The 26,554-nt window shown below is 36.9% G+C and carries 26 protein-coding genes; 19 read left to right on the forward strand and 7 right to left on the reverse strand.

Annotated elements, in window-relative coordinates; genetic code table 11:
- Positions 1-287 precede the first annotated feature (287 nt).
- Positions 288-1,154, forward strand: a complete 867-nt coding sequence (locus LS41612_RS02360) for a MurR/RpiR family transcriptional regulator (protein WP_024361353.1) — start codon at positions 288-290, stop codon at positions 1,152-1,154.
- 111 nt (positions 1,155-1,265) lie between these two features.
- Here the strand turns inward: LS41612_RS02360 and LS41612_RS02365 are convergent, their stop codons facing one another.
- The gene (locus LS41612_RS02365) at positions 1,266-2,069 is read right to left on the reverse strand and encodes a GNAT family N-acetyltransferase (protein WP_024361352.1); all 804 of its coding nucleotides are present in this window, start codon (positions 2,067-2,069) and stop codon (positions 1,266-1,268) included.
- A gap of 330 nt (positions 2,070-2,399) precedes the next feature.
- On the opposite strand from LS41612_RS02365, the gene LS41612_RS02370 reads away from it, so the two are divergent.
- Positions 2,400-3,326: a manganese-dependent inorganic pyrophosphatase gene (locus tag LS41612_RS02370; protein WP_024361351.1), complete on the forward strand. Its 927-nt coding sequence runs from the start codon at positions 2,400-2,402 to the stop codon at positions 3,324-3,326.
- A gap of 149 nt (positions 3,327-3,475) precedes the next feature.
- On the opposite strand, the gene LS41612_RS02375 is transcribed toward LS41612_RS02370, so the two are convergent.
- Entirely contained in the window at positions 3,476-4,855 is a 1,380-nt protein-coding gene (locus LS41612_RS02375) for an FAD-dependent oxidoreductase (RefSeq protein ID WP_024361350.1), read from the reverse strand.
- 125 nt (positions 4,856-4,980) lie between these two features.
- Here LS41612_RS02375 and LS41612_RS02380 point away from each other — a divergent pair, with 125 nt between their 5' ends.
- The 3 genes from LS41612_RS02380 to LS41612_RS02390 all read left to right on the forward strand — a co-directional run bounded on the left by LS41612_RS02380 (position 4,981) and on the right by LS41612_RS02390 (position 7,138).
- The gene (locus LS41612_RS02380; RefSeq protein WP_024361349.1) at positions 4,981-5,688 is read left to right on the forward strand and encodes a DsbA family oxidoreductase; all 708 of its coding nucleotides are present in this window, start codon (positions 4,981-4,983) and stop codon (positions 5,686-5,688) included.
- A 277-nt stretch (positions 5,689-5,965) separates the two neighbouring features.
- Positions 5,966-6,592 (forward strand): FMN-dependent NADH-azoreductase, encoded by a 627-nt coding sequence (locus tag LS41612_RS02385; protein WP_024361348.1) that lies wholly within the window; start codon positions 5,966-5,968, stop codon positions 6,590-6,592.
- 339 nt (positions 6,593-6,931) lie between these two features.
- Positions 6,932-7,138: a hypothetical protein gene (locus LS41612_RS02390; protein ID WP_024361347.1), complete on the forward strand. Its 207-nt coding sequence runs from the start codon at positions 6,932-6,934 to the stop codon at positions 7,136-7,138.
- Positions 7,139-7,331: 193 nt separating this feature from the next.
- Here the strand turns inward: LS41612_RS02390 and LS41612_RS02395 are convergent, their stop codons facing one another.
- The gene (locus LS41612_RS02395) at positions 7,332-7,598 is read right to left on the reverse strand and encodes a DUF2500 domain-containing protein (protein ID WP_231785224.1); all 267 of its coding nucleotides are present in this window, start codon (positions 7,596-7,598) and stop codon (positions 7,332-7,334) included.
- Positions 7,599-8,116: 518 nt separating this feature from the next.
- Here LS41612_RS02395 and LS41612_RS02405 point away from each other — a divergent pair.
- Positions 8,117-8,809 carry a hypothetical protein gene (locus LS41612_RS02405; RefSeq protein WP_137034867.1) on the forward strand — a complete coding sequence of 231 codons (693 nt, stop codon included), beginning with the start codon at positions 8,117-8,119 and terminating at the stop codon, positions 8,807-8,809.
- A gap of 459 nt (positions 8,810-9,268) precedes the next feature.
- On the opposite strand, the gene LS41612_RS23430 is transcribed toward LS41612_RS02405, so the two are convergent.
- Both LS41612_RS23430 and LS41612_RS02420 read right to left on the reverse strand, forming a co-directional pair.
- Positions 9,269-9,397 carry a DUF5839 family protein gene (locus LS41612_RS23430; RefSeq protein ID WP_227665476.1) on the reverse strand — a complete coding sequence of 43 codons (129 nt, stop codon included), beginning with the start codon at positions 9,395-9,397 and terminating at the stop codon, positions 9,269-9,271.
- A gap of 672 nt (positions 9,398-10,069) precedes the next feature.
- Positions 10,070-10,933: a VOC family protein gene (locus tag LS41612_RS02420; RefSeq protein WP_024361345.1), complete on the reverse strand. Its 864-nt coding sequence runs from the start codon at positions 10,931-10,933 to the stop codon at positions 10,070-10,072.
- A gap of 142 nt (positions 10,934-11,075) precedes the next feature.
- Here LS41612_RS02420 and LS41612_RS02425 point away from each other — a divergent pair, with 142 nt between their 5' ends.
- The 13 genes from LS41612_RS02425 to LS41612_RS02485 all read left to right on the forward strand — a co-directional run bounded on the left by LS41612_RS02425 (position 11,076) and on the right by LS41612_RS02485 (position 23,282).
- Positions 11,076-11,381 (forward strand): winged helix-turn-helix transcriptional regulator, encoded by a 306-nt coding sequence (locus LS41612_RS02425; RefSeq protein WP_024361344.1) that lies wholly within the window; start codon positions 11,076-11,078, stop codon positions 11,379-11,381.
- Between the two features lie 289 nt (positions 11,382-11,670).
- Entirely contained in the window at positions 11,671-12,585 is a 915-nt protein-coding gene (gene murB / locus LS41612_RS02430) for a UDP-N-acetylmuramate dehydrogenase (RefSeq protein ID WP_024361343.1), read from the forward strand.
- 55 nt (positions 12,586-12,640) lie between these two features.
- Positions 12,641-13,396: an exodeoxyribonuclease III gene (locus LS41612_RS02435; protein WP_024361342.1), complete on the forward strand. Its 756-nt coding sequence runs from the start codon at positions 12,641-12,643 to the stop codon at positions 13,394-13,396.
- A gap of 239 nt (positions 13,397-13,635) precedes the next feature.
- A complete protein-coding gene (locus tag LS41612_RS02440; RefSeq protein WP_051147705.1) occupies positions 13,636-15,969 on the forward strand; it encodes a penicillin acylase family protein in 2,334 nt (777 codons plus the stop codon).
- A 189-nt stretch (positions 15,970-16,158) separates the two neighbouring features.
- Positions 16,159-16,530, forward strand: coding sequence for an ArsR/SmtB family transcription factor (locus LS41612_RS02445; protein WP_024361340.1), 372 nt, complete (start codon positions 16,159-16,161; stop codon positions 16,528-16,530).
- Entirely contained in the window at positions 16,511-18,634 is a 2,124-nt protein-coding gene (locus tag LS41612_RS02450; protein WP_024361339.1) for a heavy metal translocating P-type ATPase, read from the forward strand. The genes LS41612_RS02445 and LS41612_RS02450 overlap by 20 nt, the downstream gene beginning before the upstream one ends.
- 170 nt (positions 18,635-18,804) lie before the next feature.
- Positions 18,805-19,083, forward strand: a complete 279-nt coding sequence (locus tag LS41612_RS02455) for a late competence development ComFB family protein (protein WP_024361338.1) — start codon at positions 18,805-18,807, stop codon at positions 19,081-19,083.
- Between the two features lie 140 nt (positions 19,084-19,223).
- Complete coding sequence (mntR, locus tag LS41612_RS02460) at positions 19,224-19,643, forward strand: transcriptional regulator MntR (RefSeq protein ID WP_024361337.1); 420 nt, start codon at positions 19,224-19,226, stop codon at positions 19,641-19,643.
- Positions 19,644-19,783: 140 nt separating this feature from the next.
- Complete coding sequence (locus LS41612_RS02465) at positions 19,784-20,641, forward strand: CvfB family protein (RefSeq protein WP_024361336.1); 858 nt, start codon at positions 19,784-19,786, stop codon at positions 20,639-20,641.
- A 135-nt stretch (positions 20,642-20,776) separates the two neighbouring features.
- Positions 20,777-21,706 (forward strand): DUF1002 domain-containing protein, encoded by a 930-nt coding sequence (locus LS41612_RS02470; protein WP_024361335.1) that lies wholly within the window; start codon positions 20,777-20,779, stop codon positions 21,704-21,706.
- A 132-nt stretch (positions 21,707-21,838) separates the two neighbouring features.
- The gene (locus LS41612_RS02475; protein WP_024361334.1) at positions 21,839-22,120 is read left to right on the forward strand and encodes a GNAT family N-acetyltransferase; all 282 of its coding nucleotides are present in this window, start codon (positions 21,839-21,841) and stop codon (positions 22,118-22,120) included.
- A gap of 328 nt (positions 22,121-22,448) precedes the next feature.
- Positions 22,449-22,898, forward strand: a complete 450-nt coding sequence (locus tag LS41612_RS02480; RefSeq protein ID WP_024361333.1) for a GNAT family N-acetyltransferase — start codon at positions 22,449-22,451, stop codon at positions 22,896-22,898.
- A 69-nt stretch (positions 22,899-22,967) separates the two neighbouring features.
- On the forward strand, positions 22,968-23,282 hold the full coding sequence (locus tag LS41612_RS02485) for a YbyB family protein (RefSeq protein WP_231785217.1): 315 nt from the start codon (positions 22,968-22,970) through the stop codon (positions 23,280-23,282).
- 240 nt (positions 23,283-23,522) lie between these two features.
- On the opposite strand, the gene LS41612_RS02490 is transcribed toward LS41612_RS02485, so the two are convergent.
- Both LS41612_RS02490 and scpC read right to left on the reverse strand, forming a co-directional pair.
- A complete protein-coding gene (locus LS41612_RS02490) occupies positions 23,523-24,674 on the reverse strand; it encodes an MFS transporter (protein ID WP_024361331.1) in 1,152 nt (383 codons plus the stop codon).
- A 112-nt stretch (positions 24,675-24,786) separates the two neighbouring features.
- The gene (gene scpC, locus LS41612_RS02495) at positions 24,787-26,307 is read right to left on the reverse strand and encodes a succinyl-CoA:acetate CoA-transferase ScpC (protein ID WP_024361330.1); all 1,521 of its coding nucleotides are present in this window, start codon (positions 26,305-26,307) and stop codon (positions 24,787-24,789) included.
- Positions 26,308-26,554: the final 247 nt, after the last annotated feature.

Consider the following 26,554-nt stretch of genomic DNA (forward strand, 5'->3'; position numbering starts at 1 on the left):
TTATTTATTTTTATGCACTTGTTTCTAAAATATGTTAAAATTTCAATTCGTAGATTACTTGTTATCCAACTACTAAGTTGATAAAGATACTTTGGATATGATAAATATAGAGATTTTATGTCATTTTATTATGAACTAGTGCGTTAGTGTGTTAATACATTAAAGATTTTTCTGAAAAGTCATTGTATTCAAATTGCAATCATGATACTGTATTTTTAATCGAATTTAGAGTCAGTAGGGAATAATCTCCATTCGTGATAATTTCTTTGAAAGAAAGGTTGTTAGGAATGAGTATAAATGAAAATATAAAGAAAAGATTTGTAAGACTGTCAAAAGGACAACGTAAAGTTGCGCAATTTGTTATGAGTAATCCAACGGTTGTTATTGCTAATGGGGCAGCTGAAGTAGGTAGACAGGCAAATGTTAGTGAATCAACCGTTATTCGTTTTTGTTATGCGATGGATTTGTCAGGTTATGTGGAGCTACAAGAAGAGATTAGAAGTTATTTAAACTCACAACATGAAAGTGTTCCTCTTCAACCAGCACATACGGCGAGCAAGCAAAGAACTTCAAGCTTTGCTAAAATCATGCAACGTGATATGCAAAACATACAAGATACAATACATCTTGTGAACGATAAGGTGCTTCAAAAAAGCTCTAAATGGATGCATGAAGCAGATACAGTTTATATTTTAGGTACAAGACAAGCAGCCTCTATTGCTAATTGGTTATCGTATACGTTGAAAACTTTACGACCAAATGTAAAGCAACTACGTACAGATTCAGATGATCTCGTTCAACAAATCAACAGCATGAGCGAACGTACTACGTTAATTGTTTTTTCATGTGATAAACATTCCAATGATGTGAAAACGATTGTTGAAATAGCGAAAATGAAAAAAGTGAAAATTATTGCTATTACCGGATCGGCGTTGTCACCAATAAGAGACTATGCAAGTGCCCTATTTGCATTAGGTTTAAAAAATCAATCCTCTTTAGATATGGTACCTGTTCTATTTTCATTTATGCATGCTCTTATTGAGGAAATGGTTAGTCATGATAAAGAGCGATACACTCAATATCAACAATCATATGAACAAGTAGAAAATAACTTATTATTTTTAGATGTAGCAAGAGAAAAGCAAGTATTTTAATCAAGTATAGCGTATAGATGGAGTAATAGGCTCATCTATACGTTTTTGGTTTAAGGTCTAGAAAAGTAAAAAGATGTCCAACTAAAATATTAGACATCCTTAAAAAACAATTTATAAAATTTTACTTAAACTATATTCAGCCTTGAATGTATCATTCAGTTTAATAGCATTAACGCGAGTTCCTTCGTGTTCAAAGCCTAGTTTTTTAAATAGCTGTAATGCGGCATCATTATGCTCCATAACGGATAATTCGAGGCGAGAGATATTTCTTTGGTTAGCCCAGTCTTCCACTGCCTTCATAAGTGCTGAACCAATCCCTTTTCGCTGGTGTTCTTCTTTCACGGCCAAGTGGACTGAGGCAACATGTTTGGCTTTAGAGTGCTTATAACCATGAATTACTGCATAACCTGCAAACGTGCCATTTAAAATACAAAGCAAAATTGTGCGGTTTTTTAATTGCTTCCAATAAGCTAGGTTTTTTCTAAGTTGTTGTACAGTTAGCTCTAACTCATTTTCAACATTATACAAAAATTCAGTTTGTTGAAGGATTTCTTCTTGTAAAAGAATAAATGCTCTAGCATCTGATGCTTCAATCGCTCGGATTATGTACGCAGAAGTATTTTCGTTATTTTCAGAAATATGATCCGTCGATATTTTCTCCTGTGTGCGAGAAAATGTGACACTTGTGCCTAATTTGACATCTATGACATAATAACCTGCATTTGTCCAAGATAAAAAATGCGTAAGAGGAGGCTTTGTTTTTTTCCACCAGCTCTTATTTAAATAAGCAGCATTGGGTAAGGCTTGTCCCATAATGTTTTCTAATGCGCTAAAGGATAAAGTAATTTCACTTTGCGAAGCCACGTCAAAATAGCTTGCCAAAGGAATATACTTTTTTTCCATCTTCTTTGTCATCACAATCCCCATTCCTGTAATTCCTAAAAATTTTGACTACATGATAATAGCATAAAATTATCGTTTATTGTATAAAAATCACAACTATCTATCTATCTAAAATAAGGAAATTTATGTTTAACAAAGGAAATCAAAAAAATCCATGGTAAAAAATAGATAAACTATTAAATGGAGTGAAATACTTTTATTATAGTATAGTGTAGCGTTAATGAACAACAACATAGTTTTCAAAAGGAGCGTATGATGAAAGTTTTACTTTATATCATGTTCTTTCATAAATTATGTTAAAATAAATGAAAATGTAGAAGTCATTTAGGAGGAAAAGTATTAATGAGCAAAGTTTTAGTTTTCGGACATAAAAATCCTGATACAGATACAATTACATCTGCAATTGTATACGCATATTTAAAGCAACAAATAGGAGTAGAAGCTGAAGCAGTACGTCTGGGCGAATTAAATAATGAAACAAAATATGCACTAGACAAATTTGGCTTTGAGGCACCGCGTGTTATTTCTTCTGTAGTAGGGGAAGCGGAAAAGGTTATCCTTGTAGACCATAATGAATTCCAACAATCGGCTGATGGCATTGAGGAAGTACAAATTACAGAGGTAATTGATCACCATCGTATTGCAAACTTCCAAACAGCTGACCCATTGTATTACCGTGCTGAACCAGTTGGTTGTACAGCGACTATTTTAAATAAAATCTTTAAAGAAAATGATGTTGTAATACCAGCAAATATTGCAGGGTTAATGTTATCAGCTATTATTTCTGACACATTACTGTTCAAATCACCAACTTGTACACAACAGGATGTCAAAGCTGCGGAGGAACTTGCAAAAATCGCAGGTGTTGATGCTGCGGACTATGGACTAGCAATGTTAAAAGCAGGCGCTGACCTTTCAGATAAATCTTTAGAGGATCTTTTATCTTTAGATGCAAAAGAGTTCCAGTTTGGTGAATATAAATCTGTCGTTGCCCAAGTGAATGCTGTTGATATTAACGATGTGCTTGGACGACAAGAAGAATTAGAAATTCTTTTAAATAAAAATGTTGCTGACAATGGTTTAGATCTATTCTTCTTCGTTGTAACAGACATTTTAAACAATGATTCAACAGCTGTTGCAATTGGACAAGTAGCAGAAGCGGCAGCAAAAGCATTTGGTGCAGAGCTGACAAACAACCGTGTTGTTTTACCAGGTGTTGTATCTCGTAAAAAACAAATCGTTCCAGTATTAACGGATGCATTAAAATAAAATAGCGTATTGTCCAAACTCAAGAACGAGGTTGAGACAAATAGAAAAAGTGTTAGATTGAATGCCATCAATCTAACACTTTTTTTGCTATGCCATGATGTCTGCGTCTTACGTTTTGTGCGTTCAAGCTATCATCAACTAGTGCCTTATTAATCAAGTTTTAGTGGTTGAACTGCTGGACCTTCTAACACTTCTCCTTGGGCATTAAAACGGGAGCCATGACAGGGGCAATCCCATGTCTCATCCGCTTCATTCCACTTTGTTTTACAGCCTAAATGCGTACAAGTCGGAGCATTTCCATTTTTAATATAACCTGTGACCAGTTCCTTTGCCACGAAGCCTCCGACTTTCAGCATTTGCATAAACTGCGCACCAAATTTTGTACGTGCAGGCGAATAAAGCGTACTTGCATCGTTGTTCTTCGCAGTACCTGTAATAAGTGAAGACAGTAAATCCCCAGCGACGAATGAATTTGAAATCCCCCATTTGCGATATCCTGTTGCGATAAAGACATTTGGTAAGGACTGCGTAATTTTTCCGACATAAGGTACCATGTCGGGTGTTTCGATATCTTGAGCCGACCATCTATAAAGTGGCTCCTGCCCAAAGTGTACTTTCATTTCATTTTGAATAGCATCGTAAAAGGGCTTCGTATTGGTCGTTTCACCTGCGATATGATTAGCCCCACCGAGAAGTAAATAGTGCTCATCGTTTATAGTAGTCGTTCGAATAGAACGTGAAGGAAAATCAACTGATAGATACTGCCCTTGGTACGTTTCCGTTATTTTACTGGCAACCATATAAGATCGGTTATTTGAAAGCTTTAGGAGTTGTAATCCTTTGAAGGCTTCAATTGGGTAATGCGTGCACAAAACAAGCTTATTATATTGAACCGATATATTTTTTTCGGTATGTAAGTCATTTTGTGCTATCCGTAATTGCTGGACACGTGTGTTTGCATATAGTTTCGCGCCCATTGATAATGCCTCTTTTATAAGAAAGTTACTTACAATTACAGGGTTTATTTGAGCTTGCTGCGATATGCTAAGTGCCTTTGTAATAGGGAAAGGGAGCTCCGTTTCAGAAGTAATCTTTGCCTTTACATTTAATACTTTATAGGCATTCCACTCTTTTAATAATTGTGAGTAGCCTTCTTTTGTTTGACAATACAGGTATGAGTCAACTGGCCGAATGGACTCTTTAGGAAGGAATTGTAATGCTTTCTCTACAGCATGTTGATTTAAATGATAGTAGAGTCTAGCATCGTTTACAGAAAGCTTTTCGAGAAGATTTGCGTAGACTAAGCCATGCTGTGCAGTTAGTTTACCTGTTGAATGACCAGTCGTACCATGACTTAGCTTTGAATTGGCCTCTAGTAGTACAACATCGACACCTGCTTTTGCTAATACATAAGCGGTATATAGTCCAGTCAATCCTCCTCCAATAATACAAACATCACATTTAGTCGAAGCTGTTAAAGATGGCAAGGAAACCGAGTCGGTTGTTGCAAGCCAAAGAGATTGTGTCATACATAACCCTCACAGTGTTTTTACGTTCAGTATGGAGATAGCTTTGAAAATTTATGCAATGAAGCATAAAAATTGCTCGAAGAGAGCATGTGTCGTTACAATGTAGCAAAAGGAGTGTGTTTTTTATGAAAATCGAAATTTGGTCAGATTATGTTTGTCCTTTTTGCTACATTGGCAAAAAACAATTGGAAAAGGCAATTCAGGATACAGGGTTTAAGGGCCAAGTGGAGCTTGTTTATAAAAGCTATCAACTTGACCCGACAACACCAGCGGATACGAATGAGTCTATCTACGAATCTTTGTCTCAGAAATATAGTATGACATTAGAAAAAGCGAAAGAAATGACACAAGGTGTGGCAGCTCGCGCAAAAGAAGTAGGCTTACATTATAATTTTGATCAGATGATGGCAGAAAACACATTAAAAGCACATCGACTTGTGAAATGGGCTGAACAACAGGGTGACGCTAGTGAATTAGTTGAAGCGCTGTTACATGGCTATTTTATCGATGGAAAGCGCATTAGTCATGATGAGGTATTAGTGGCAATCGCAGAACAAGTTGGTTTCAAGCGTGAGGATATTGAAAAGGTTCTTGCTAGTGATGAATTTAAAGGTGATGTGGAAGTAGATATACAGGAAGGGCTTCAGCTTGGTGTACGAGGTGTTCCATTCTTTGTGCTAAATCGTAAATACGGTATTTCAGGAGCACAACCGCAAGAGGTGTTTGAAAATACTTTGCGTAAAGTAGCGGAGGAAGAAGGCTTACAACCAGGGTTAAAGATGGAAGGCTCTGGAGATGCAGGCGTTTGTACAGATGATAGTTGTCAGATCTAACTTGCTTCTGTAACCTTTATAAATGTTGAATTGACACAACCAAGTTAAAGGGCTCCGGCTGATGTTTCAGATTTGAAAGAGGAGCGATTCGAGCAAATTCGAAAAAAATTGGACGCAATTACGCCTAGGCGTAATTGCGTTTATGCATTTTACTCACAATGATTCAGTCAAAAGTCTGAGGCTCCTAACGTTGACTTTTTATCGGAATTTTTTTATTATAAGGATATATCTTGAATTCGAGATATTAATTTAGGAAACTCAAGGGAGAAATTATATAATGAACGTATTAGTAGTAAAAGCTAACAACCGCCCAGACGGAATTTCAACAAAAATGTACGACACTTTCATGGAAAACGTACAAAATGTAAACGTAACAACATTCGATGTATTTGCTGAAGATATGCCATACTTCGGTCAAGATCTTTTCAATGCATTCGGTAAAGTTCAAAACGGTGAAGAATTATCTGACATTGAATCTCGTCTTTTAGCTGCAAAACAAAAAGCGATGGATGCACTAACTGCAGCAGATGTAGTTGTATTTGCTTTCCCATTATGGAACTTAACAATTCCAGCGACATTACAAACTTTCATTGACTATGTATATCAAGCTGGTTTCACGTTTAAATATGATGAAAACGGTCAATTAGTTAGCCTAATGACTGATAAAAAAGCTGTAATCTTAAATGCTCGCGGTGGTTACTATTCTGCACCAGAAGCACAACCTATGGAAATGTCTGTAAACTACATTAAAAATGTAGTAGGTGGCGTATTCGGTATGGAAATTATTGAAGAAGTTATTATTGAAGGTCATAATGCTTCACAAGATAAAGCAGAAGAGATTATTGCAAACGGCCTAGAGGCAGTTAAAAAAGTAGCAAAATCTCTACAGACTGTAACTGCGTAAGTAATTTATTATAGTGGTTATTAAAAAATGCCAAAATGCTGATTGAAAAGCATTTTGGCATTTTCCTGTTAGTGAAGTGTTCTATTTTAAAACCTCGTATAAATACTTCTTGTCTTCGTTTGTTAAAGGCGGGTCCTCAGATTTAGCTTCAACATTTAAAAAAGATAGACTCAAGAATACTAAGAGTGTAAGAAAAGAACAAAATAAAGTTTTCTCACTTTAGTATATTTTTACATCCTTTTTTCGGTAATTTACTATAAGAATATCGAAAAAATGATATTTTATAAAGGTTTTCGTTGTAGAATTTAGTAGAAAACACTATTTGTAGGAGGTCTAATTATGGAATTACTTCTTGCTTTTTTTTTCTTCAATTCTATTTATTTAATGCCGATTTATGGAATGATATTTTGTTTGAGCCTTGTTAACCTTTTAAAGAAACTTAGTAAAGGTCAAACAAATATTTCGAAAGAACAAATTTTTTTAACAATCTCATTTATAATAATTATTTGGAGTATAAGTGGAGTAACGGCACTATCGTTATCTTAAAATAGTGGAACAACAGATTATGGACAGAAGGAAACAGGCGGTAGTCAATCCAAAAAGGGACTTCAGATGAAAACATACCAATCCTATCTGCTGATGCTCCTTTCATAGCAATATTGACTATCTTGGTGATACAGAAGGCGGTTTCGGTAAATATTTTTAAAAAATAATGCTGCATATCAAAAGGAGAGCACGATTATTCATCGTAGCTCTCCCTTTTTTGGCGTTCAAATGCTTTGAAGCGAGTACCTTGGAACGGTAGTATGTCAAAGTCATGTTCAGCTAGCTGTCCATAGTTCCGACCATCGAGCTTTAACTCTAAACGTTCCCCACTTTGAACTTCAAATGTTACATAGTAGGAGGTGTGAGCACTAGTATTACCTGAACCGCCCCGTGTGTCTGTCCTTTTTGCAACAATTTTTGATGGTACTGTTAATTCAGGTGAATTATTATTTTTGCCCATTGTCTAATGGCGTTAAGTATAACGAAGGCAAATGTACCGAAGACCATGAAAAAAATTAAGGAAATAATTTAAGGAAAACGAATAGTGGTTGTCGTGTCATTGATGTGCAGCATGCTAATTTTGAAAGTATTTTAAGTAGTATTTACCGTCTAACTGCGTATGAAATGGCAATCTAAAAAGGACTTTAAACATCAAAGTAAACATCAGAATTTGGCTCAAAACGCTGTTATATCAACGTCGAATGTAGAGGTGTCTCACGTGCGATTAGAAGTGATTATGTATCGATTATTAGATGCAGCGATTTCAGCGAGCAGTCAATACATCAAAACGAATCGTCTAGCGTTGTTAAGTAGAGATAAAGAAAGCTTATTTTGCAAAAGAACGATTATAGACCTCCTACAAATAGTGTTTTCTACTAATATTCTGTAACAAAATCTTTACAAAATATTATTACTTTTTTAATATTCTCATGTTACCTTATTAAAAAATAAGATGATTCAATAAAAAGGGAGGTAGTAATGATGAGAAAGATTTGGTCTTTAATTATTGCGACAACTTTGATATGCACTGTATTTGGATCACTTAATATTGCTAAAGCAGAAACAAATTTCATGGATAACAAAATTCCAGATAATGAAATTGAGTTTCTGACAGGAATCACTCTAGATGGTTATAACTATATTGAACTTTCGGAACCCGTAACAGAAAACTATGATGGAGTTTACGAAGTATTAATTGGATACTACATAGAAGAGAACTTAGATGGAATCAAAACACTCGACAATTATAGAGAATATGACACGTATTTAGTTTATGATCAGGGTATAACTCAAAGCTGGTCTTGGTTATCAAGACCATATTTTATTATGAGTATTGCAAGAGGCATGTCTTATAAAAGTTCAACAGAAGTATCAGCTACTATTTCAGGCACATTTAGTAGTGATATTCCGAGTAAGGCTTTACCAAAAGTTAAATCTTCTTTCGGTTTCAGTGCATCGGGCAGCAAAAAAATAACTGAAGAAATTGTTTTATCGGGTCCTGGCGCAGGTTATTCTAGTAGAGATTTTTACTATAAGCAAGGAAGACACATACATAGAGTAAAAATTGTACAAGAACGCAGATCCAATTGGGATGGTGTGTTATGGACTAAAACATACTACGGTAGTGTAGGAAAACCAGCTATAAAATATTATTCAGTTGATAGAAAGTAGGTTCTTAAAGTGATTCAACAGATCGTTAAATGGTTTTTGCTTACTATACTAATAATTTCATCGATCAGTTTTATAATTATTCTTCAATCAAATTATATAGCGGCTGAATTAACCGCTCGTTCGATTCCAATAGCTATTGTAGTAGGTTTGTCTTCATTAGCTGTTGCTATCATGTTTCGAAAATAATATTTACTAGAGTGTCGACAAACTAATTTTCAAGTAGAAAATGAGTAAGGTCTGACACTCTTTTATATTCTTAAAAGCATTTCTTAATGTAAAACACCTCAAGAAACACGGATATTAAAGAGTTTTTAAAATGACCGTTCAATGGCTGTATATTTGATTCAAACCAAAGAAGTAGACAAAGTCAATTTTTTCGACTTTGTTTACATAAGAAATGAACCCCTATCAAAACAAAAAGAGAACGGCTTTTGCTACTCTCAATCTTTTTTTATTTACTTAATTTTTTACTGGCGCTTTTTCCAAAACCCCTATAATTCTTTTATATCGTTTTCCTGTGTCTTTTAATTCTTCCCGAAAAACTTCTGCTACTAAAAAGGGTAACTTTACTTTTCCAACAACAACAATATCACCAGGTTAAATATTTAATTCACGTAAATGTTTAGGGGATATGCCACGTATATTTCTTTGGATATAATTTCAATGCCTCTGATATGAAATCCCGAAAGTGTATTATTCTCCATCTACATTCTCTCCAATCATCAACTTTTATTGATTTTCCTAACGCATGTGCTGATTATACGAACCATTTGACGATTACTTCTATTGATCACATGAAGGCAATCATATTTTGAGATACTTTTTTATACTTCATTCAACGATTAAAACCTTGTGTCATTGCTTTCAAACGCTTATCCAATGTTTCACCATCAAATACGTTTTGTACAAGCTAGCTTTCAGTTTTTGACGAATCATTATATAAAAAGCGCTACTCTTTTTTTTCGTGAAATGGGTGCATTTCACGTAGAAAAGTAATAGTATTATTAGTTAACTAATATATTATCAACTATTAGGAGAGTGAATAGTATGTTAGAGCTTACAAAAAACGGCAAATATTTCTGAGCTTATTGCAAGTAAAAAGTCGTTAAAAGAGCTTAGGAAACTTTTAAATACACGTGATACATCCATACGAGAAGTATTTAATTCATTAGGGTACTTCTATCGCAACATGACGCCAATTTTCCTAATCAAGATATGACTTTTAATGAAAATCTTTTGTTTTATTATAATTTGAAATCATTAACGAACGTAGAAAATCATTGCATCTTCATTGTTATCTACAACTACTAACTGTTCATTTTCAAATGTATAGGGGATTTGTTTGTCATTCAAATTAGCCAGTAGCTTCTGTAATTCATCTTGTGAAGAAAGAGATAATGTATAGCTAAGTAAACCCGTTGTTTTATTTGCTGGTATTGGTGCACCGACTCCTTGCCAGATGTTTACCGCGATATGATGGTGGTAACCTCCAGCAGACATGAATAGTGCGCTATCATGGAAGTTAGTCATAATATCAAAACCAAGTGCATCTATATAGAAGTAAGTTGTTGCGTCATTAATATTGCTCACATTTAAATGCATATGACCTAATACAGTTCCTTTAGGGAAACCTGTCCAAGGACGCTGACGGTCATATAATGCCATCACACCTTCTATATCAACAGCCTCTGTTCCGGTTATAAGTCCACCATGACCATCATTTAGCCATTCAGCACGAGGGCGATCATGATAGATTTCTATACCGTTACCTTCTGGATCATTTAAGTAAAATGCTTCTGAATAAATATGATCACCAGCCCCTGTTATAGGTATAGCTGTATTCAACAAGTTGCCAATCACATAAGCTAAGTCTTCTCGAGAAGGAACTAAAATAGCAAAGTGGAATAGACCAGTCGTACGAGGTGGACGAATCTTCACCCCTTCTTCTGTTGACAATACTAAAATAGGTTTTGTATTGCCTGGAATAGAAAATGTCACTTGTGTTGACGTGCTTTGAAGTACTTGAAGCCCTAGTTTTTTATAGAAATTAGTCATTGTCTCTAATGACTGTACAAGTAAATGTAAATGCTCTAACTCTAATTGTGCATCAATTTTATAGGTCATTGTCAATAAATCCTCCATTTTTAAGTTACTTTTTGTAATTAAATATAAAATAGTAAACATGTTACGTCAAGTAAATAAGTTACTTTAAATTTACTTTTGCTAAATTAATCGTTACAATAGAATACATAAGAGGTGAAAAAATATGAATGAGACAACTTTATGTCCTCGTTTAGCTAAGGCAATGGATTTAATCGGAAAACGCTGGACTGGGCTAATTTTATATCAATTATTAGACGGATCACAGCGCTTTAATGAGATTGAATCGGCATTGCCTGTAAGCGGTCGTTTATTATCTGAACGTTTAAAGGAACTTGAAAAAGAGGGGCTTGTTGAACGAAAAGTATATTCAGAGGTGCCTGTACGTGTAGAATATTCTTTAACAGAAAAAGGTCGAGCATTAGAAGGTGCTATTCGAAATATTGAGTCATGGGCAACTAACTGGCTATAGTAATGGCAAGATTATTTGCGAAGTTAATTTTTGTGCAGTGATATTAGTGTGAAAGTGTCATAAGATGAAGCCCCATCCTATGAAAGTCATATCTTTCGTAGATGATTTTATTGAAATAATCGGGTAGCTAGAAGGTTCTGGATATACTGATTTGTGCAGCGTATAACTAACTAGGACATGATGCTGCCCGAAAATGCGCAAAAAATACCCTTCATTTTACTTGTCAAATCGAGGTTCTAAATCCATACTAGTGTAGAGTAAGAAGGACGGTAGAAAGGAATTAGCTCTCATGACAAAAGAACAATGGGCTGTGGATTTAGCACAAAACATAAATCCAGCCAATATTAAGCTAGATGAATCATTACAGCAATATACAATGACAAAATTAGGTGGTAAAGCGGATGTTTTTGTTCTCCCTGAAACAGAGGAAGAAGCAATTGCAGTTATTCGCTATGCACATATAAATAATATTCCATTATTGATGTTAGGAAATGGATCCAACATGGTTGTCCGAGATGGAGGCATGCGTGGGATTGTTGTGACATTTTCACATTTAGATAAAATTCAAATTACTGGTGATCATGTTTATGCCCAAAGCGGCGCACTTATTAAAGACGTGTCAAAGCTAGCAGCTGCTTCATCTCTAACAGGTTTTGAATTTGCTTGTGGCATCCCTGGCTCGATTGGTGGAGCGATGGCGATGAATGCAGGCGCTTATGGTGGCGAAATAAAGGATATTATTATTTCTTCTAAAGTACTAACTAAAGAAGGAGATATTTTAATACTATCAAAAGAAGAGCTTGAATTAGGTTACCGTCAAAGTAGCATTGCCAAAAAAGGTTATTATGTACTGTCTTCAGAGTTCCAACTAGCTCAAGGTGTACAGGAAGAAATTGATGCTAAGATTGCCGATTTAACGTTTCAGCGTGAATCAAAGCAACCATTAGAGTACCCTTCAGCAGGCAGTGTTTTTAAACGCCCGCCAGGACACTTTGCAGGCAAGCTTATTCAGGATAGTGGTCTACAAGGTAAAGGGGTCGGTGATGCAGAAGTGTCCACAAAACATGCCGGCTTCATTGTTAATAAAGGAAATGCTACAGCTTCTGACTATATCGCAACGATTGAAATGGTACAACGAGTGGTAAAAGAAAAGTTCGGTATTGATTTAGAAACAGAAGTGAAAATTGTCGGTGACGACTTATAAAAAAATGTCGCTCTTCGCTAATGGCGAAGGGCGTTTTTTTGAGGAGTGTGAACAAATGAAATTTATTTCGTGGAATGTTAATGGTATACGTGCTTGTTTAGGGAAAGGTTTTTTAGATTTTTTTAATAGTATGGATGCGGATTTTTTCTGTATTCAAGAAACAAAATGCCAAGCAGGGCAGGTTGAACTAGCACTCGAAGGATATGAGCAATATTGGAATTACGCGCAAAAGAAAGGCTATTCAGGTACAGCGATTTTTACAAAGCATACACCGCTTGCTGTGCACTACGGTGTGGGGGAGGATGAATCGCAGGATGAGGGGCGAATTGTTACATTGGAGTATGACAACTTTTATGTAGTAAATGTTTATACACCAAATGCTCAACGCGATTTAGCAAGATTACCGCTGCGACTAGAATGGGAGGAACGATTAGCGCTGTATTTAAAAGAACTTGATGCCAAAAAGCCAATTATTTATGGCGGTGATTTAAATGTCGCCCATGCTGAGATTGATTTGAAAAATGCCAAATCGAATATGGGCAATTCAGGATTTACATATGAGGAACGTGCTAAAATGTCTGAGTTATTAGCAAGTGGCTTTGTTGATTCTTTCCGTTATAAGCATCCTGAAGTGACTGATCATTATACTTGGTGGTCTTATATGAATAAAGTCCGTGAACGAAATATCGGATGGCGCATTGACTATTTTATTGTATCAGCGCGTTTAAAGGACCAAATTGAAGTAGCTACTATGCATCCGCATATAATGGGTAGTGATCATTGCCCAATCGAGCTTCAACTAACTATTTAATTGTTTGTGTGCCTGACACCGTATGTCTACACCGTATGTCTAAAAAGACATACGGTTTTTTACTGTTGCCCAAAAGATTCCTTTGTAATTGTATGTAGAAAAAAGATGTGTAATACAGCAAAATTCGCTAAAAAATGAGGTTATTCAGATGGGAGGAAAGGATTTGATACGGCAAATAAAGAATATATTGCATAAGAGGGGGTTGTAAGGTGAGAAAGTTTAAGTGGAAAAAGTGGTTAATGATAATCACTAGTGTGTTGGCAGTAGTCGCCATAACATCTTTCATTGTCTTTACGTGGTTTATGAATAAGTCAAAACCGATTATTGATGGAGAGCTCACTGTTAACATGCTTGATGAAGATGTGACGGTGACAAGGGATGACAAAGGAGTTCCACATATATTTGCCGAGACAGATGCAGATTTATATCGTGCTCAAGGCTATGTACAGGCGCAGGATCGGCTGTTTCAAATGGATTTAGCACGTAGGCAGGCAAGTGGCCGCCTGTCAGAGATTATTGGTGAGGCAACAATTAATACAGATAAGCATTTCCGTACCTTTAGTTTACGAAATGCGGCTGAAAAATCATTGGCAGCGTATGATGCCGAAAGCAAGCAAGTGCTTGAATGGTTTGCAGAGGGAGTGAACACCTTTATTGAACAGGCAAAGAGCACGAATACGTTAAGTTATGAATTTGCGTTACTAGGTTACGAGCCAGAAGAATGGTCGGTTGTAGACTCTTTAACCATCGGAAAATATATGGCATACGATTTAGGGGGCAATTGGAATACACTCGCCTTCCGACATTGGGCTTTACAAAACTTCGATGAAGAAAAGGCGAAGGAGTTATTTATTACGTATCCTGAAAATGCTTCATCGATTATAGAAGCAAATAAAGAAAATCCTGTTTCAGTGGCAGGGCAATTTAATCCTGCATTATTGCCAAATGAATTTAATGGCAGTAATAACTGGGTTGTATCTGGCGATAAAACGAAATCAGGTAAGCCAATACTAGCGGATGATCCGCATTTGGGGTTAAGTACACCATCTATTTGGTATCAAATGCATTTACAATCGCCAGAGCAAAATGTAAGCGGTGTTATATTTGCAGGCATTCCAGGAATTATTTTAGGTCATAACGATGAAATTGCATGGGGTGTAACGAATGTAGGCCCTGATGTACAAGATTTATATATTGAAATGCCAAATCCAGATAATCCAACACAATTCCGTTATGACGGTGAGTGGGAACAAGCTGAGGTGCGCAAAGAACCGATAAAGGTAAAGGATGGCGAAACGGTAGATTTTGAAGTCCTTGTTACACGGCATGGCCCGATTATGACAGACCTAGTATTTAAAGAAACGGAGCCTTCTGCCCAGTTTTCAATGCAGTGGACAGCTCTACAACCAACCGCTGAATTACGAGCAGTGCTCGGTTTTAATAAGTCTTCCTCTTGGCATGAGTTTGAGCAAGCATTAGAAGATTTTAAAGCACCTGCTCAAAATTTTGTTTTTGCATCTAAGGATGGCACAATCGCTTATAAAGCTAATGGGCAAATTCCATTGAGAAAGCAAGGGGATGGACAATTACCTGTGCCGGGTGATTCAAGTGACTATGGTTGGGAAGGCTTTATTCCGTGGGATGAGTTACCGACTGTTGTCAATCCAGAGGAGGGCTTTATTGCTACTGCCAATAATGAGGTGATTGGTGAGGAATATCCGTATCATATTACGGATTTTTGGGCGCAGCCATATCGCTTTGAACGAATTAAGGAAGTGCTTGAGGCCAATGATTCATTAACGGTTAAAGATATGATGAACTTACAAATGGATCAACATAATTTATATGCTCGCGAATTTTTACCGAATTTATTAGCATCTATCAAAACGATGGATAAGGATAAAAAATATGCAGAGATCATGGCGTTATTAGAAGATTGGAATATGGTGGATGCAAAAGAGTTGGGAGCCCCGTTAGTCTTTCATACGTTAATGGTACAAATACAAGAGGTATTGTTTAAGGAACAGATGCCAGAGGATATGTATAACATGATGTACGGGAAATTCAATATTACGGATCAACTTCTGCGTAAAGCATACGCAGGTGAGAAAAGTATTTGGATAGAAGAGCAAGGTGGTGTTGATGCCACAGTCTTTGAGGCGTTTGAGCGTACTGTTGGAAAAATTGAGGGGCAGTTCGGAAAAAATGTGTCGAAGTGGCAATGGGGTGACTTTCACCAATTAACGTTTGATCACACATTAGGTAGTGCTTCACCGATATTTGCCGCATACTTTAATGCGAAGAAGGTGCCAATTGGTGGCTCGAAGGTGACAGTGCAGGCTGCTGATAATGATTTAGCTGGCAACGTTAATCATGGAGCGTCGTGGCGTTTTGTTGCGGATGTCGGTAATTTGAACTCAGCTTTCCATATCGTCGGACCGGGTCAAAGCGGTCATGTGAAATCGGACTGGTATCAAGATCAGGTGATGGACTGGGCAAATGGAAATTATCACGAAACCTTTGTTAACAAGGAAGCGATTAAAGGTAAAACAGTATTATTAAAGGCACAATAAAAACCCAGCGCAAGCTTTTCTTGCGCTGGTTTTTTTGTGCCAGTCACTCAAACAATTCGAATAATTCAAAATATAATCAAATGCTATTTTCGTGATAGTAATCATATACATTCAAATGCCCATTTGAATATGATGGAATAATATGCTATATTTAAAACAATCAAACGAGTATTTGAATGAGGTGAGGAAATGGCAAAAGAGGTCTGTGAAGTGACGCATGTTAATGAGCAAGCGGTGACAAGGGTTCAACAGCAAATGCCTGATTTATCAGGTGTAGCGAAATTTTTAAAGGCATTATCTGATGAAACAAGACTTAAAATAGCGTATGCCTTAACTGTAGAGAATGAATTATGTGTTTGTGATGTGGCGACAATAATTGGGTCATCTGTAGCGACTGCATCACACCATTTACGTTATTTAAAAGATCATAGTTTAGCGAAATCGCATCGTAAGGGAAAGCAAATGTATTACGCTTTAGCTGACGAACACGTATACCAAATTGTAACGATTGCTTATGAACATGCGAAAGAAGGGATTACTAATGGCAGTAACACCGATTAAGCAAGAATACCGATTGCAAAACTTGTCCTGTGCTAGTTGTGCAGCTAAATTCGAAAAAAATGTAAAAGCGATACCTGACGTACAAGATGCACAAGTCAATTTTGGAGCTTCCAAAATCACGATTGTAGGAGCAGTTAGCGTCAATCAAATTGAAGAAGCAGGAGCATTTGACGGCATTAAAGTTTCACAATCTACGGCTAAAGCAAGTGAAGCAACAATTCCTTTTTATAAGAAGACCGAGAACATATTAGCTAGCGTATCCCTGCTATTCGTTATAGTTGGCTATCTATTATCTTCTGTTCGTGGCGAAGAAGACTTGTTTACGATTGCTATGTTTATCATTGCGATTATTGTTGGAGGCGTAAAGATATTTAAAACAGGCTTACGCAATCTTGCACGATTTGAGTTTGATATGAAGACGCTTATGACTATAGCAATAATTGGTGCTGCGATTATTGGGGAGTGGGAAGAAGCGGCTGTTGTTGTCTTTTTATTTGCAGTTAGTGAAGCACTTGAAGCGTATTCAATGGATAAGGCACGGCAATCAATTCGTCAATTGATGGATATTGCTCCGCCAACTGCCACGATTAAACGAGCGCATGGCGAGCATTACCATGAGATGGAATTAGCAACGGACCAGATTGAAATTGGCGATATTTTAGTCGTGAAACCAGGTCAAAAAATCGCAATGGATGGTATTGTGCTTGCTGGGCTGTCAGCAGTCAATCAGGCTGCTATTACAGGAGAATCGATTCCAGTCAACAAATCAGTAGGTGACGAGGTTTTTGCGGGAACGTTAAATGAAGAAGGTGCATTAGAAGTACGTGTAACGAAACGTGTAGAGGATACAACGATTGCGAAAATAATTCATTTAGTAGAAGAAGCGCAAGCTGAAAAGGCACCTTCGCAACAATTTGTCGATCGTTTTGCGAAATACTATACACCAATCATTATGCTTGTAGCGTTGCTTGTAGCGATTATGCCACCTTTATTTGTAGGGGATTGGCAACACTGGATTTACCAAGGATTAGCAGTGCTTGTGGTTGGTTGTCCTTGTGCGCTTGTTGTTTCTACTCCAGTAGCAATCGTAACCGCTATTGGGAATGCTGCAAGACAAGGCGTTCTAATAAAAGGTGGTATTCATTTAGAGCAACTAGGCCATATAGATGCTATTGCCTTTGATAAAACAGGTACCTTAACAAAGGGCACACCTGCCGTAACAGATATTTACACTCCTACGGAAATGTTAGAGGAAGATGTATTACAACTGGTGGCTGCTGTTGAAAAACAATCGCAACATCCATTAGCTAAAGCTATTTTAAAGGCATTACATGACAAACAACTTCCAGAGCTTATACCTACAGATTTTCAATCCGTAACAGGTAAGGGTGCTTATGCAACAGTGAATGGTCAAAAGGTTTATGTCGGTAGTATGAATTGGATTACAACATTAGCTCCAGTTGATGAAATAATGAAAGAACAGGTTCAAAAACTGCAAAAACAGGGTAAGACCGTAGTAGCGGCTGTTCGAGAAGGGCTCTTTATTGGCATCATAGCAATTGCCGATCAATTACGTACTGAAAGTAAAGAAGTACTGCAAAAGTTAAGTGCTTTAAAGGTGAAACATACTGTGATGCTAACGGGTGATGCAAAATCAACTGCCGAAGCAATTGCCACTACTTTAAGTATGAGTGATGTGCGAGCAGGCTTACTGCCCGCCGAAAAATTATCTGCTATTAAAGACTTACGCACGCAGTACGGAGCAGTTGCGATGGTCGGGGATGGTGTTAATGATGCGCCAGCATTAGCTTCCGCGAATGTAGGTATCGCTATGGGTGGTGCGGGTACAGATGCTGCGTTGGAGACAGCTGATATTGCATTAATGGGCGATGATTTAACAAAACTACCTTATACAATGGCATTAAGCAGAAAAACATTACGAATTATTAAAGAAAATATTATTTTTGCACTAGCCTTAAAATTAATTGCCTTATTGCTAGTGATTCCAGGATGGTTAACATTATGGATTGCCATTTTTGCCGATATGGGCGCAACATTACTCGTTGTCTTTAATTCTTTAAGGCTTATAAAACAAAAGAAATAATAGGTATAATGACGTGATTGGTGTAATTTTGTAGGTAAATAATCGTTGCAATGTATATTTATAATTGTTGTATAGATGCTACTAGCGATTCTTGAAAAGGGCTAAATTTCACGCTATTATTAATTGTGTAAAAATGTAACAATACATTATAAATGAGGCGAAAGTTTTATATGTCAGAACCTATTTTAGTAAATGTTACAGAGGAAATTGTGCGTGGTTTAGTAAGTTTTCTACTGCGAGGACCAGAATACCAAACATTTTGTAAATGTCAAATCTGTGAATTTCAAACAGTGGCTTATGCATTAAATGCATTGCCTAGTAAGTATGTTACATCTAAGGAAGAGCGAGATGAAGCATTTAAAGCCATGAATACTCCTGAGAATATTGAACTGATTAACAGAGAAATTATTCGTGCATTACATGTGGTAAATAAGCATCCTCGACATTAGATAGAGCCCACTTCTACATTGAAGTAGGCTCTATTTATGTTTCAAGGAAGTGTTTATCTTGGTTATGTATTTTCAGTTAACTTTTAAGGCAAGCTTGTAGTAAACTAAAGAGTAAGAATAGGAAAGAGAGGGAATTAGATATGCCAACACCTAGTATGGAGGACCATATCGAACAAATATATTTATTGATTGCTAATAAAGGATATGCTCGTGTGTCTGACATTGCTGAAGCATTATCTGTTCTTCCTTCTTCTGTTACTAAGATGGTTCAAAAATTAGATAAAGATGGTTATTTAGTTTATGAAAAATATCGTGGGCTTACATTGACGCCAAGAGGAGAAAAACTTGGAAAACGTCTTGTGCAGCGACATGAACTGCTAGAGCAATTTTTGCGAATCATTGGTGTAGATGAAGAGCGTATTTACAATGATGTAGAAGGAATTGAGCATCATTTGAGTTGGAATTCAATTGATCGTATTGCAGATCTTGTGCAGGTAATGGAAGAAAATCCAGATATCGCAAAAAAACTAGAAGCATCTAGAACACAACACAATCTATAGAGGGAATAGCTTATTCATAAGGATGTAAGCAGCATTTTGAGACGATCTCTACGTTTCGTTGTGTGATACCCGCGCAAAGTGATGATTGTATGCGGAGCTTATATATTTGCGAAATTGATGGTAAAAGAAAGGAAGACATTATGAACGAATTAAAATCAGGTGAAGTTGTTACTTTAACTGTATTAGAGCAACAAGCATCGAAATGGGTCTTAACAAATGGGGTAGTTGAACTGCCATTAAATGCTTCAGAAGTTACAGAACCATTAGTTGTTGGGGATCGTATTGAAGTATTTTTATTTGCGGATCGCCGTGGTGATTTAGCTGCCACGACTGCTATTCCGGCATTTGCCCAAGGCGAATACGGCTGGGCACGTGTTCTTCGTGTTGTAGAGCGCGAAGGAGCTTTTGTTGATATTGGTACTTCACGAGAAGTGCTGGTTAAAGCGGAGGACCTACCTGCGATAAAAGAAGTATGGCCAGAGCCAGGTGACCATTTATATATGACATTGCGAACAGATCGCAATGGAGATTTATTTGGTCGTTTAGTAACAGAAGAAAAGATTTCAGAGTTATACGAAGGTGCATTTGATGATATGCATAATAAAAATATTACTGCCCGTCCTTATCGTTTATTGCCAGTAGGATCATTTTTACTAGGTGTAGAAAAACCATATCGTATTTTCGTCCATGAATCAGAACGCTATGCAGAACCACGCCTTGGACAAGATGTTGAAGTACGTATTATTGATGTTAAAGAAGATGGCTCGATGAATGGCTCTTTGTTACCTCGTAAACATGAACGTATCACAGGAGACGCGCAGCGCATTTTAAGCTATTTACAGGATGTTGGTGGTAAAATGCCATTTAGCGATAAATCTTCGCCAGATGAAATTAAAGAAATGTTTAATATGAGTAAAGCGTCATTTAAACGTGCACTCGGTACACTTATGAAGGCTGGTAAAGTGAAACAACAAGATGGCTGGACAGAAGAAATTTAACTTGTAGCTTTTATATACTAAGGAAATGACGAGAGATAAGCAAAGAAACCTTCTCGTCATTTTTTCGTACTAATAACTGTATGATGACATACATTATACAGGCTAAATGATTTCTAGCGAAAGGGGTCACACAAATTGAAAAAAATATGGGGGAAAATGCTAGTAGCTACGATGCTAGTATTTGGTGTGCTGGCACCAACAACTGGATTTGCAGCAGACAATACCACACCTGACAATGCGACACCAAATGCAATAGATGAAAAACTAGGTGTACCAATTGTGGTGTATGGTGCAAACCTATCCGAAGCGGAAAAAGATTCTGTAAAAAAATCGTTAAAAGTAAATGAAAATCCTGAAGTTGAGGAAATAACAGTATCAGGGAATGACTTAGCTAAATACATTAAAGATAGTAATGCAAGCTCACGTATGTATTCTTCTGCCAAAATTACACGTAAAGATGCCGGTAAAGGATTAGTTATTGAAATCGTCACACCATCAAATATTACACAAGTAACGTCAGAGATGTATGCAAATGCAATGCTGACTGCGGGAATTGAGGATGCGACCGTGCAAGTAGCCGCTCCAAAGGCTGTAACAGGTCATTCTGCGCTTGTTGGTATTTATAAGGCCTATGAGGTAACAACGGGCAAAACGTTAGATATAGAGCGTACGGACGTTGCCAATGAAGAACTATCAGTTGCGACTACAATTGCTGATTCTGCAGGAGTTGATGATGCCAAGGTAGCGGAGTTACTAACAGAAATCAAAAAGCAAATTGCTGAATTAAAGCCAGCAACGCGTGAAGACGTGGAAAAAATCGTCCAAGAGCAGCTAGATAAATTAGAGATTAATTTAAGTGAACAAGATCGTCAGTTACTAGTTGATTTGATGGACAAAATTAGTAAACTAGATATTGATTTTAGTAAATGGTCCGAGCAATTAGATGATATTAGTAATACAATACAAGAAAAATTTGGCGCGCTGATGGAAGATGAAGGCTTCTGGACGAGTGTGAAAAATTTCTTTGCAGATTTAAAAGATACAGTTTCAACATGGTTTAACTAATTGAAAAGCTCTCTGCCTCTTGATGGCAGCAGAGCTTTTTTAATCTGTCCGAACTGTTAAATGAATCGTCGTCTACTATTTTTGTAAAAATGCAAAAAGCTATGGTACTATGAAAAAAAGGAGTGGTGAGAAATGGAATTCCAATTACAAAAAGTAGCGGAAAACAAACTAGCTTTTGTTTATAAGCAAGATGGGGAACAGTTAGCGGAAATTACATGGAAACAAGAAGGTCAAGTAATGGTCATGGATCACACTTATGTATCAGATAAGCTCCGTGGGCAAGGTGTTGCCAAAAAATTATTAGATCGTGCAGCAGATTATGCCCGTGAAAATAATTACAAAATGGTGGCTGTTTGTTCATATGTAGTTGCAACATTTGAAAAATCTGATGCTTATGACGATGTAAAACAATAAAAATAAAGCAATCTGCTAAATAGCCTAGAGCTACTATGCGGATTGCTTTTTAGGTTTTAAAATAGAACTTTTCCATCTTCGCCATTATAGAAAAACAATACTGTAAATAAGGAATGTTAAAAAGCCTGCGCCACCTACTAAAGAAGCCATGTCTACCCAATCATAAACTAAATCTAAATCTTTCATAAAGAACATCCTCCTATCGTTTGTACTATTTCATTAATTCCCTCATATTGTCAGTGCTAATCATAAAAAAGTACAAAATAATAAAGAAATACGCAAAAATATTAGAATTATGCGATAATATCGACTAGGAGAGTGATTGTGAATGTCTTGGAAAATACAGACGTACGATGAATTAACGACGGAAGAACTGTATAAAATAATTCAGCTAAGAGTAAATGTTTTTATTGTTGAACAACAAACCTGTTATGAGGATTTGGATAACCATGATCAAAACTCTATACATTTATCATATGTTGAAAATGGAAAATTATGCGCCTATGCTCGTATATTACCCCCAGGTGAAAAATTTACAATGGCATCTATTGGTCGCGTAATCACAAGTCAGGAAATGCGGGGTACTGGACTTGGTAAAGATATGATTCGCTTAGCACTAGAGATAATTGAAGACAGATGGTCAGGTTCAGAAGTATTTATTCAGGCACAGGAATATTTAAAAAAGTTTTATAGCTCTTTTGGCTTTCAACAAGTTTCTGCGTCGTATATTTACGATAGCCTGCCACATATAGATATGCTATACCAAGCAAAAAAATAATGTTTAGTCCTCTAAGAATAGGGAAAAGCTATAGTATAAGGCCAGTTTCTATATTTTTAGGAGGGATTTATGATGGCAAAGAATAAAGGGACGGGTGTTGTGCTTGCGGGATTAGCAGGATTTGCAGCATCTTATTTAAGCAAAAAAGAAAACCGTGATAAAGCAATGGATATGTTTAACAGTATGAAAGCTAAGCTAGGATCTTTCATGAATACATCGAATGTGAATATGGATGATCGAGTTGCGGAGCGTATCACAGCTGAAGTAGCAACTGAAGCCGGTACAGCACCTACAAAGCTAGCTTCCAATGAAATGGTTTCTGAAGGTGGAGGACATACAGGCGTTCATTTCTACAATGAAGAAATACAGGAAAAAGAAAAGTAAGGTGCCAGGCACTCAAACAATTTTAAAGTAAAAATCCACGAAGATTCCAGCGAGAACGCACGCGATGTAAGCCGCAACAAGCCGCGCGTTAGCGAGGATTGCGGCTTACGATGTGCCCGCCGGAAAGCGAAGTGGATTTTTACGCTTCAAAAGATAGCACAATGCAAAGCACCAGTATTAGTTAGAAGAAATAGTCCTGCTACTATACGTTTTTAAAAAATAGGAAGTCCGATACTCTACTTAAAGTGATGTATAGGACTGCCTCTTTTTATGTGGGATAAGTGTTACACCAGCAAAGGTGATTAAGACAATGCCTGTAAAGATAAACCCGCTGACTACACCAAGTGATAACCATCCAAGCAATGAGGAGCCTAGTACTACTCCCAATGAGAAAAATGCATAAAAATAGCCATATGCTTTCCCGCGGATTTCAACTGTCGTAGAATCAATTAATAGTGAATTCACAGATGGGAATAACAAACCGAAGCCAATACCGTAACAAATCATCGCTATATAAAGGAAAGTACTCGAATCAGCCTGACTAATCAGTATTTGACTGACGCCCATTGAACCGATACCGAGGGATAATGTTTTTATCGGAGCTACTTTATCAAAAATACGATTTGTCGGCAATATAAAGACAAGGACAGCGACAATACCGAATGCACTCATTAATGTACCACTTAAGCGTGAGTCGAAGCCTAAAGTTTGGACTTTTAAAGGCAATAAATAAGCAATCACACCTTGGGAAAACATTAAAAAGAATGCTCCTGAAAATGCCTTTAACGTACCTATATTATGGAAAAATACACTTATTGGGATATAAGTTTTAGAAGATGTTTTGTCCTTTTTGACATGATTAGCATGTAGTAAAAAGAAAGAAAGGATACCTAACAGTAGCATAAAACTTGCAGTGATATTAAAGACAAAAGGTACACTCGTACGACTTGCTAAAATACCACTAAATGCTGGGCCAACGATAGCCGCAATACCTACAAATGCACCTGAAATGGCACTACCTTTGCCCCGCTTTTCTTGATCGGTGGCATTAGCTAGAAATGTAAAGGCCGCAGGAACAATAAAGCCGGCAACCAATCCATGTATAAAACGAACGATGAGGAGGGCAAGCGGTGCATCTACTAAATTATATAATGTTAATGATAGGCCCGTTGTCAGCAGACCGACAATTAAAATAACAAAGGGTCCTTTACGATCGGTTAAAAAACCCGAAATAATATTCCCGAATGTATTAGAAAGAGAATACATACCAACTGCAAGTCCGGTTAAAAATGCAGAGGCACCGAGTGATTCTGCATATGTACTCATAACAGGAAGCTGAGTAAATAGGTCAAAAAATGAAAAGAATATAATTAAATAGATAAATTTCTTCATAACTCCTCCGACTACTTATTACGACATAGTGGGTTTATTATACCATTTTCGACAAAAAAAGAACGCCTAATAAGTTTAAAACAACTTATTAGGCGTTCTAGAATTGCTACTATTAAGCTTTAGCAATTTCTTTTTTCATTGTTTTGTTTTTAGCAAGGTTTACGTGCCAAGAAAGAGCCTCTTCCAAAATATGAGGTGTTTGTTGGTTACCTGTTGCTTCTACAGCACGGTTGTAGTAATCCCATAATTGCTCTTTGTAATCAGGGTGTGCACAGTTCTCGATAATTAAAGGTACACGTTCTTTTGGTGCAAGACCACGTAAATCAGCAATACCTTGCTCAGTAACGATTACGTCAACATCGTGTTCTGTATGGTCTACGTGAGAAACCATTGGTACGATTGACGAAATTGCGCCACCTTTTGCATAAGATTTTGTTACAAAAATACCAAGACGAGCGTTACGAGCGAAGTCACCAGAACCGCCGATTCCGTTCATCATTTTTGTACCTGAAACGTGAGTAGAGTTTACGTTACCATAGATATCTAACTCAAGCGCAGTGTTGATTGAGATTAAGCCCAAACGACGGATAAGCTCTGGGTGGTTAGAAATTTCTTGTGGACGTAAGCATAATTTATCTGCATAGTGTTCCATGTTGCCGAATACACGTTTTTGTAGTTCTTCTGAAAGTGTGATAGAAGCTGCAGAAGCGAAATCTACTTTACCAGCATCAATTAAATTAAATACTGCATCTTGTAGTACTTCAGAGTAAACAAATAAGTGTTCGAATTCTGAATCAGCAAAACCGTCAAGTACAGCGTTGGCAACAGAACCTACACCAGATTGAATTGGTGCTAAAGTATTTGTTAAGCGACCAGCTTTGATTTCAGAACGGAAGAAATCAAGTAAAATGTTAGCCATTGTTTGAGTTTCTTCATCTGGAGGCACGATCATTGAAGGTGCATCTGGCTCTTCAGAAATAACAATTGCTTTAATTTTAGCAGGGTCTACTTTAATACCAATCTCACCAAGACGTTGGTTTGGTTTTGTCATTGGAATGACATCACGTTTACCTTGTTCACCAGGAACATAAATATCGTGGATACCGATTAATGATTCTGGATGAGAAATATTTAATTCAATAATAATATTTTCAGCGTATTGAGCGAAGATTGGTGAGTTACCAACTGAAGTAGTTGGGATAATATAGCCATCTTCAGTAATTGCAGCTGCTTCAATAATTGCATATTTAATTGGTCCGATAATACCTTGACGAACTAACTCAGCGTTGTGAGAAAGGTGAGCATCAACGTACATTACGTTACCAGCGTTGATTTGATTACGAATACCAGCGTCAGCTTGGAATGGTCCGCGTTTACGGATAACGCCAGCTTCAGCTAAATACTTATCTACTTCTGGTCCTAAAGAAGCACCAGTATATACATCAATTTGGAATTTTTCGTTTTTAGCACGTTCCACTAATGCCATAGGAACAACTTTTGCATCCCCAGCACGAGTGAATCCGCTCATACCTACTACATCACCGTCAGAAAGAAGTGCTGCAGCTACATCAGCAGATACGACTTTGCTTTCAAGCTCCTTATTACCTAAGCGTTTTTGAATGATTGCATCCATTAAAAAATCCTCCCCTAAATTTGATGGAAACCGATAACAAAACTAGAAAAAACGTGTAAGAATTTTCTGTTTATTTAGTTGTAGTATGACTCCAACCATTTGATTAATACTATCACCAATTTGTCACAAAAACTTTATAAATAGCATTAAATTAAGTAAACAAAGGAAAATCGAGCGGAAGAACGCTTTTTCGACAGAGAAAACGTTTTAATCTAGCGCTATGTATTATCTAAGCGGTAAATCAAAA

The sequence above is a fragment of the Lysinibacillus sphaericus genome, from assembly GCF_002982115.1.
In the GTDB taxonomy this organism is placed as follows: domain Bacteria; phylum Bacillota; class Bacilli; order Bacillales_A; family Planococcaceae; genus Lysinibacillus; species Lysinibacillus sphaericus.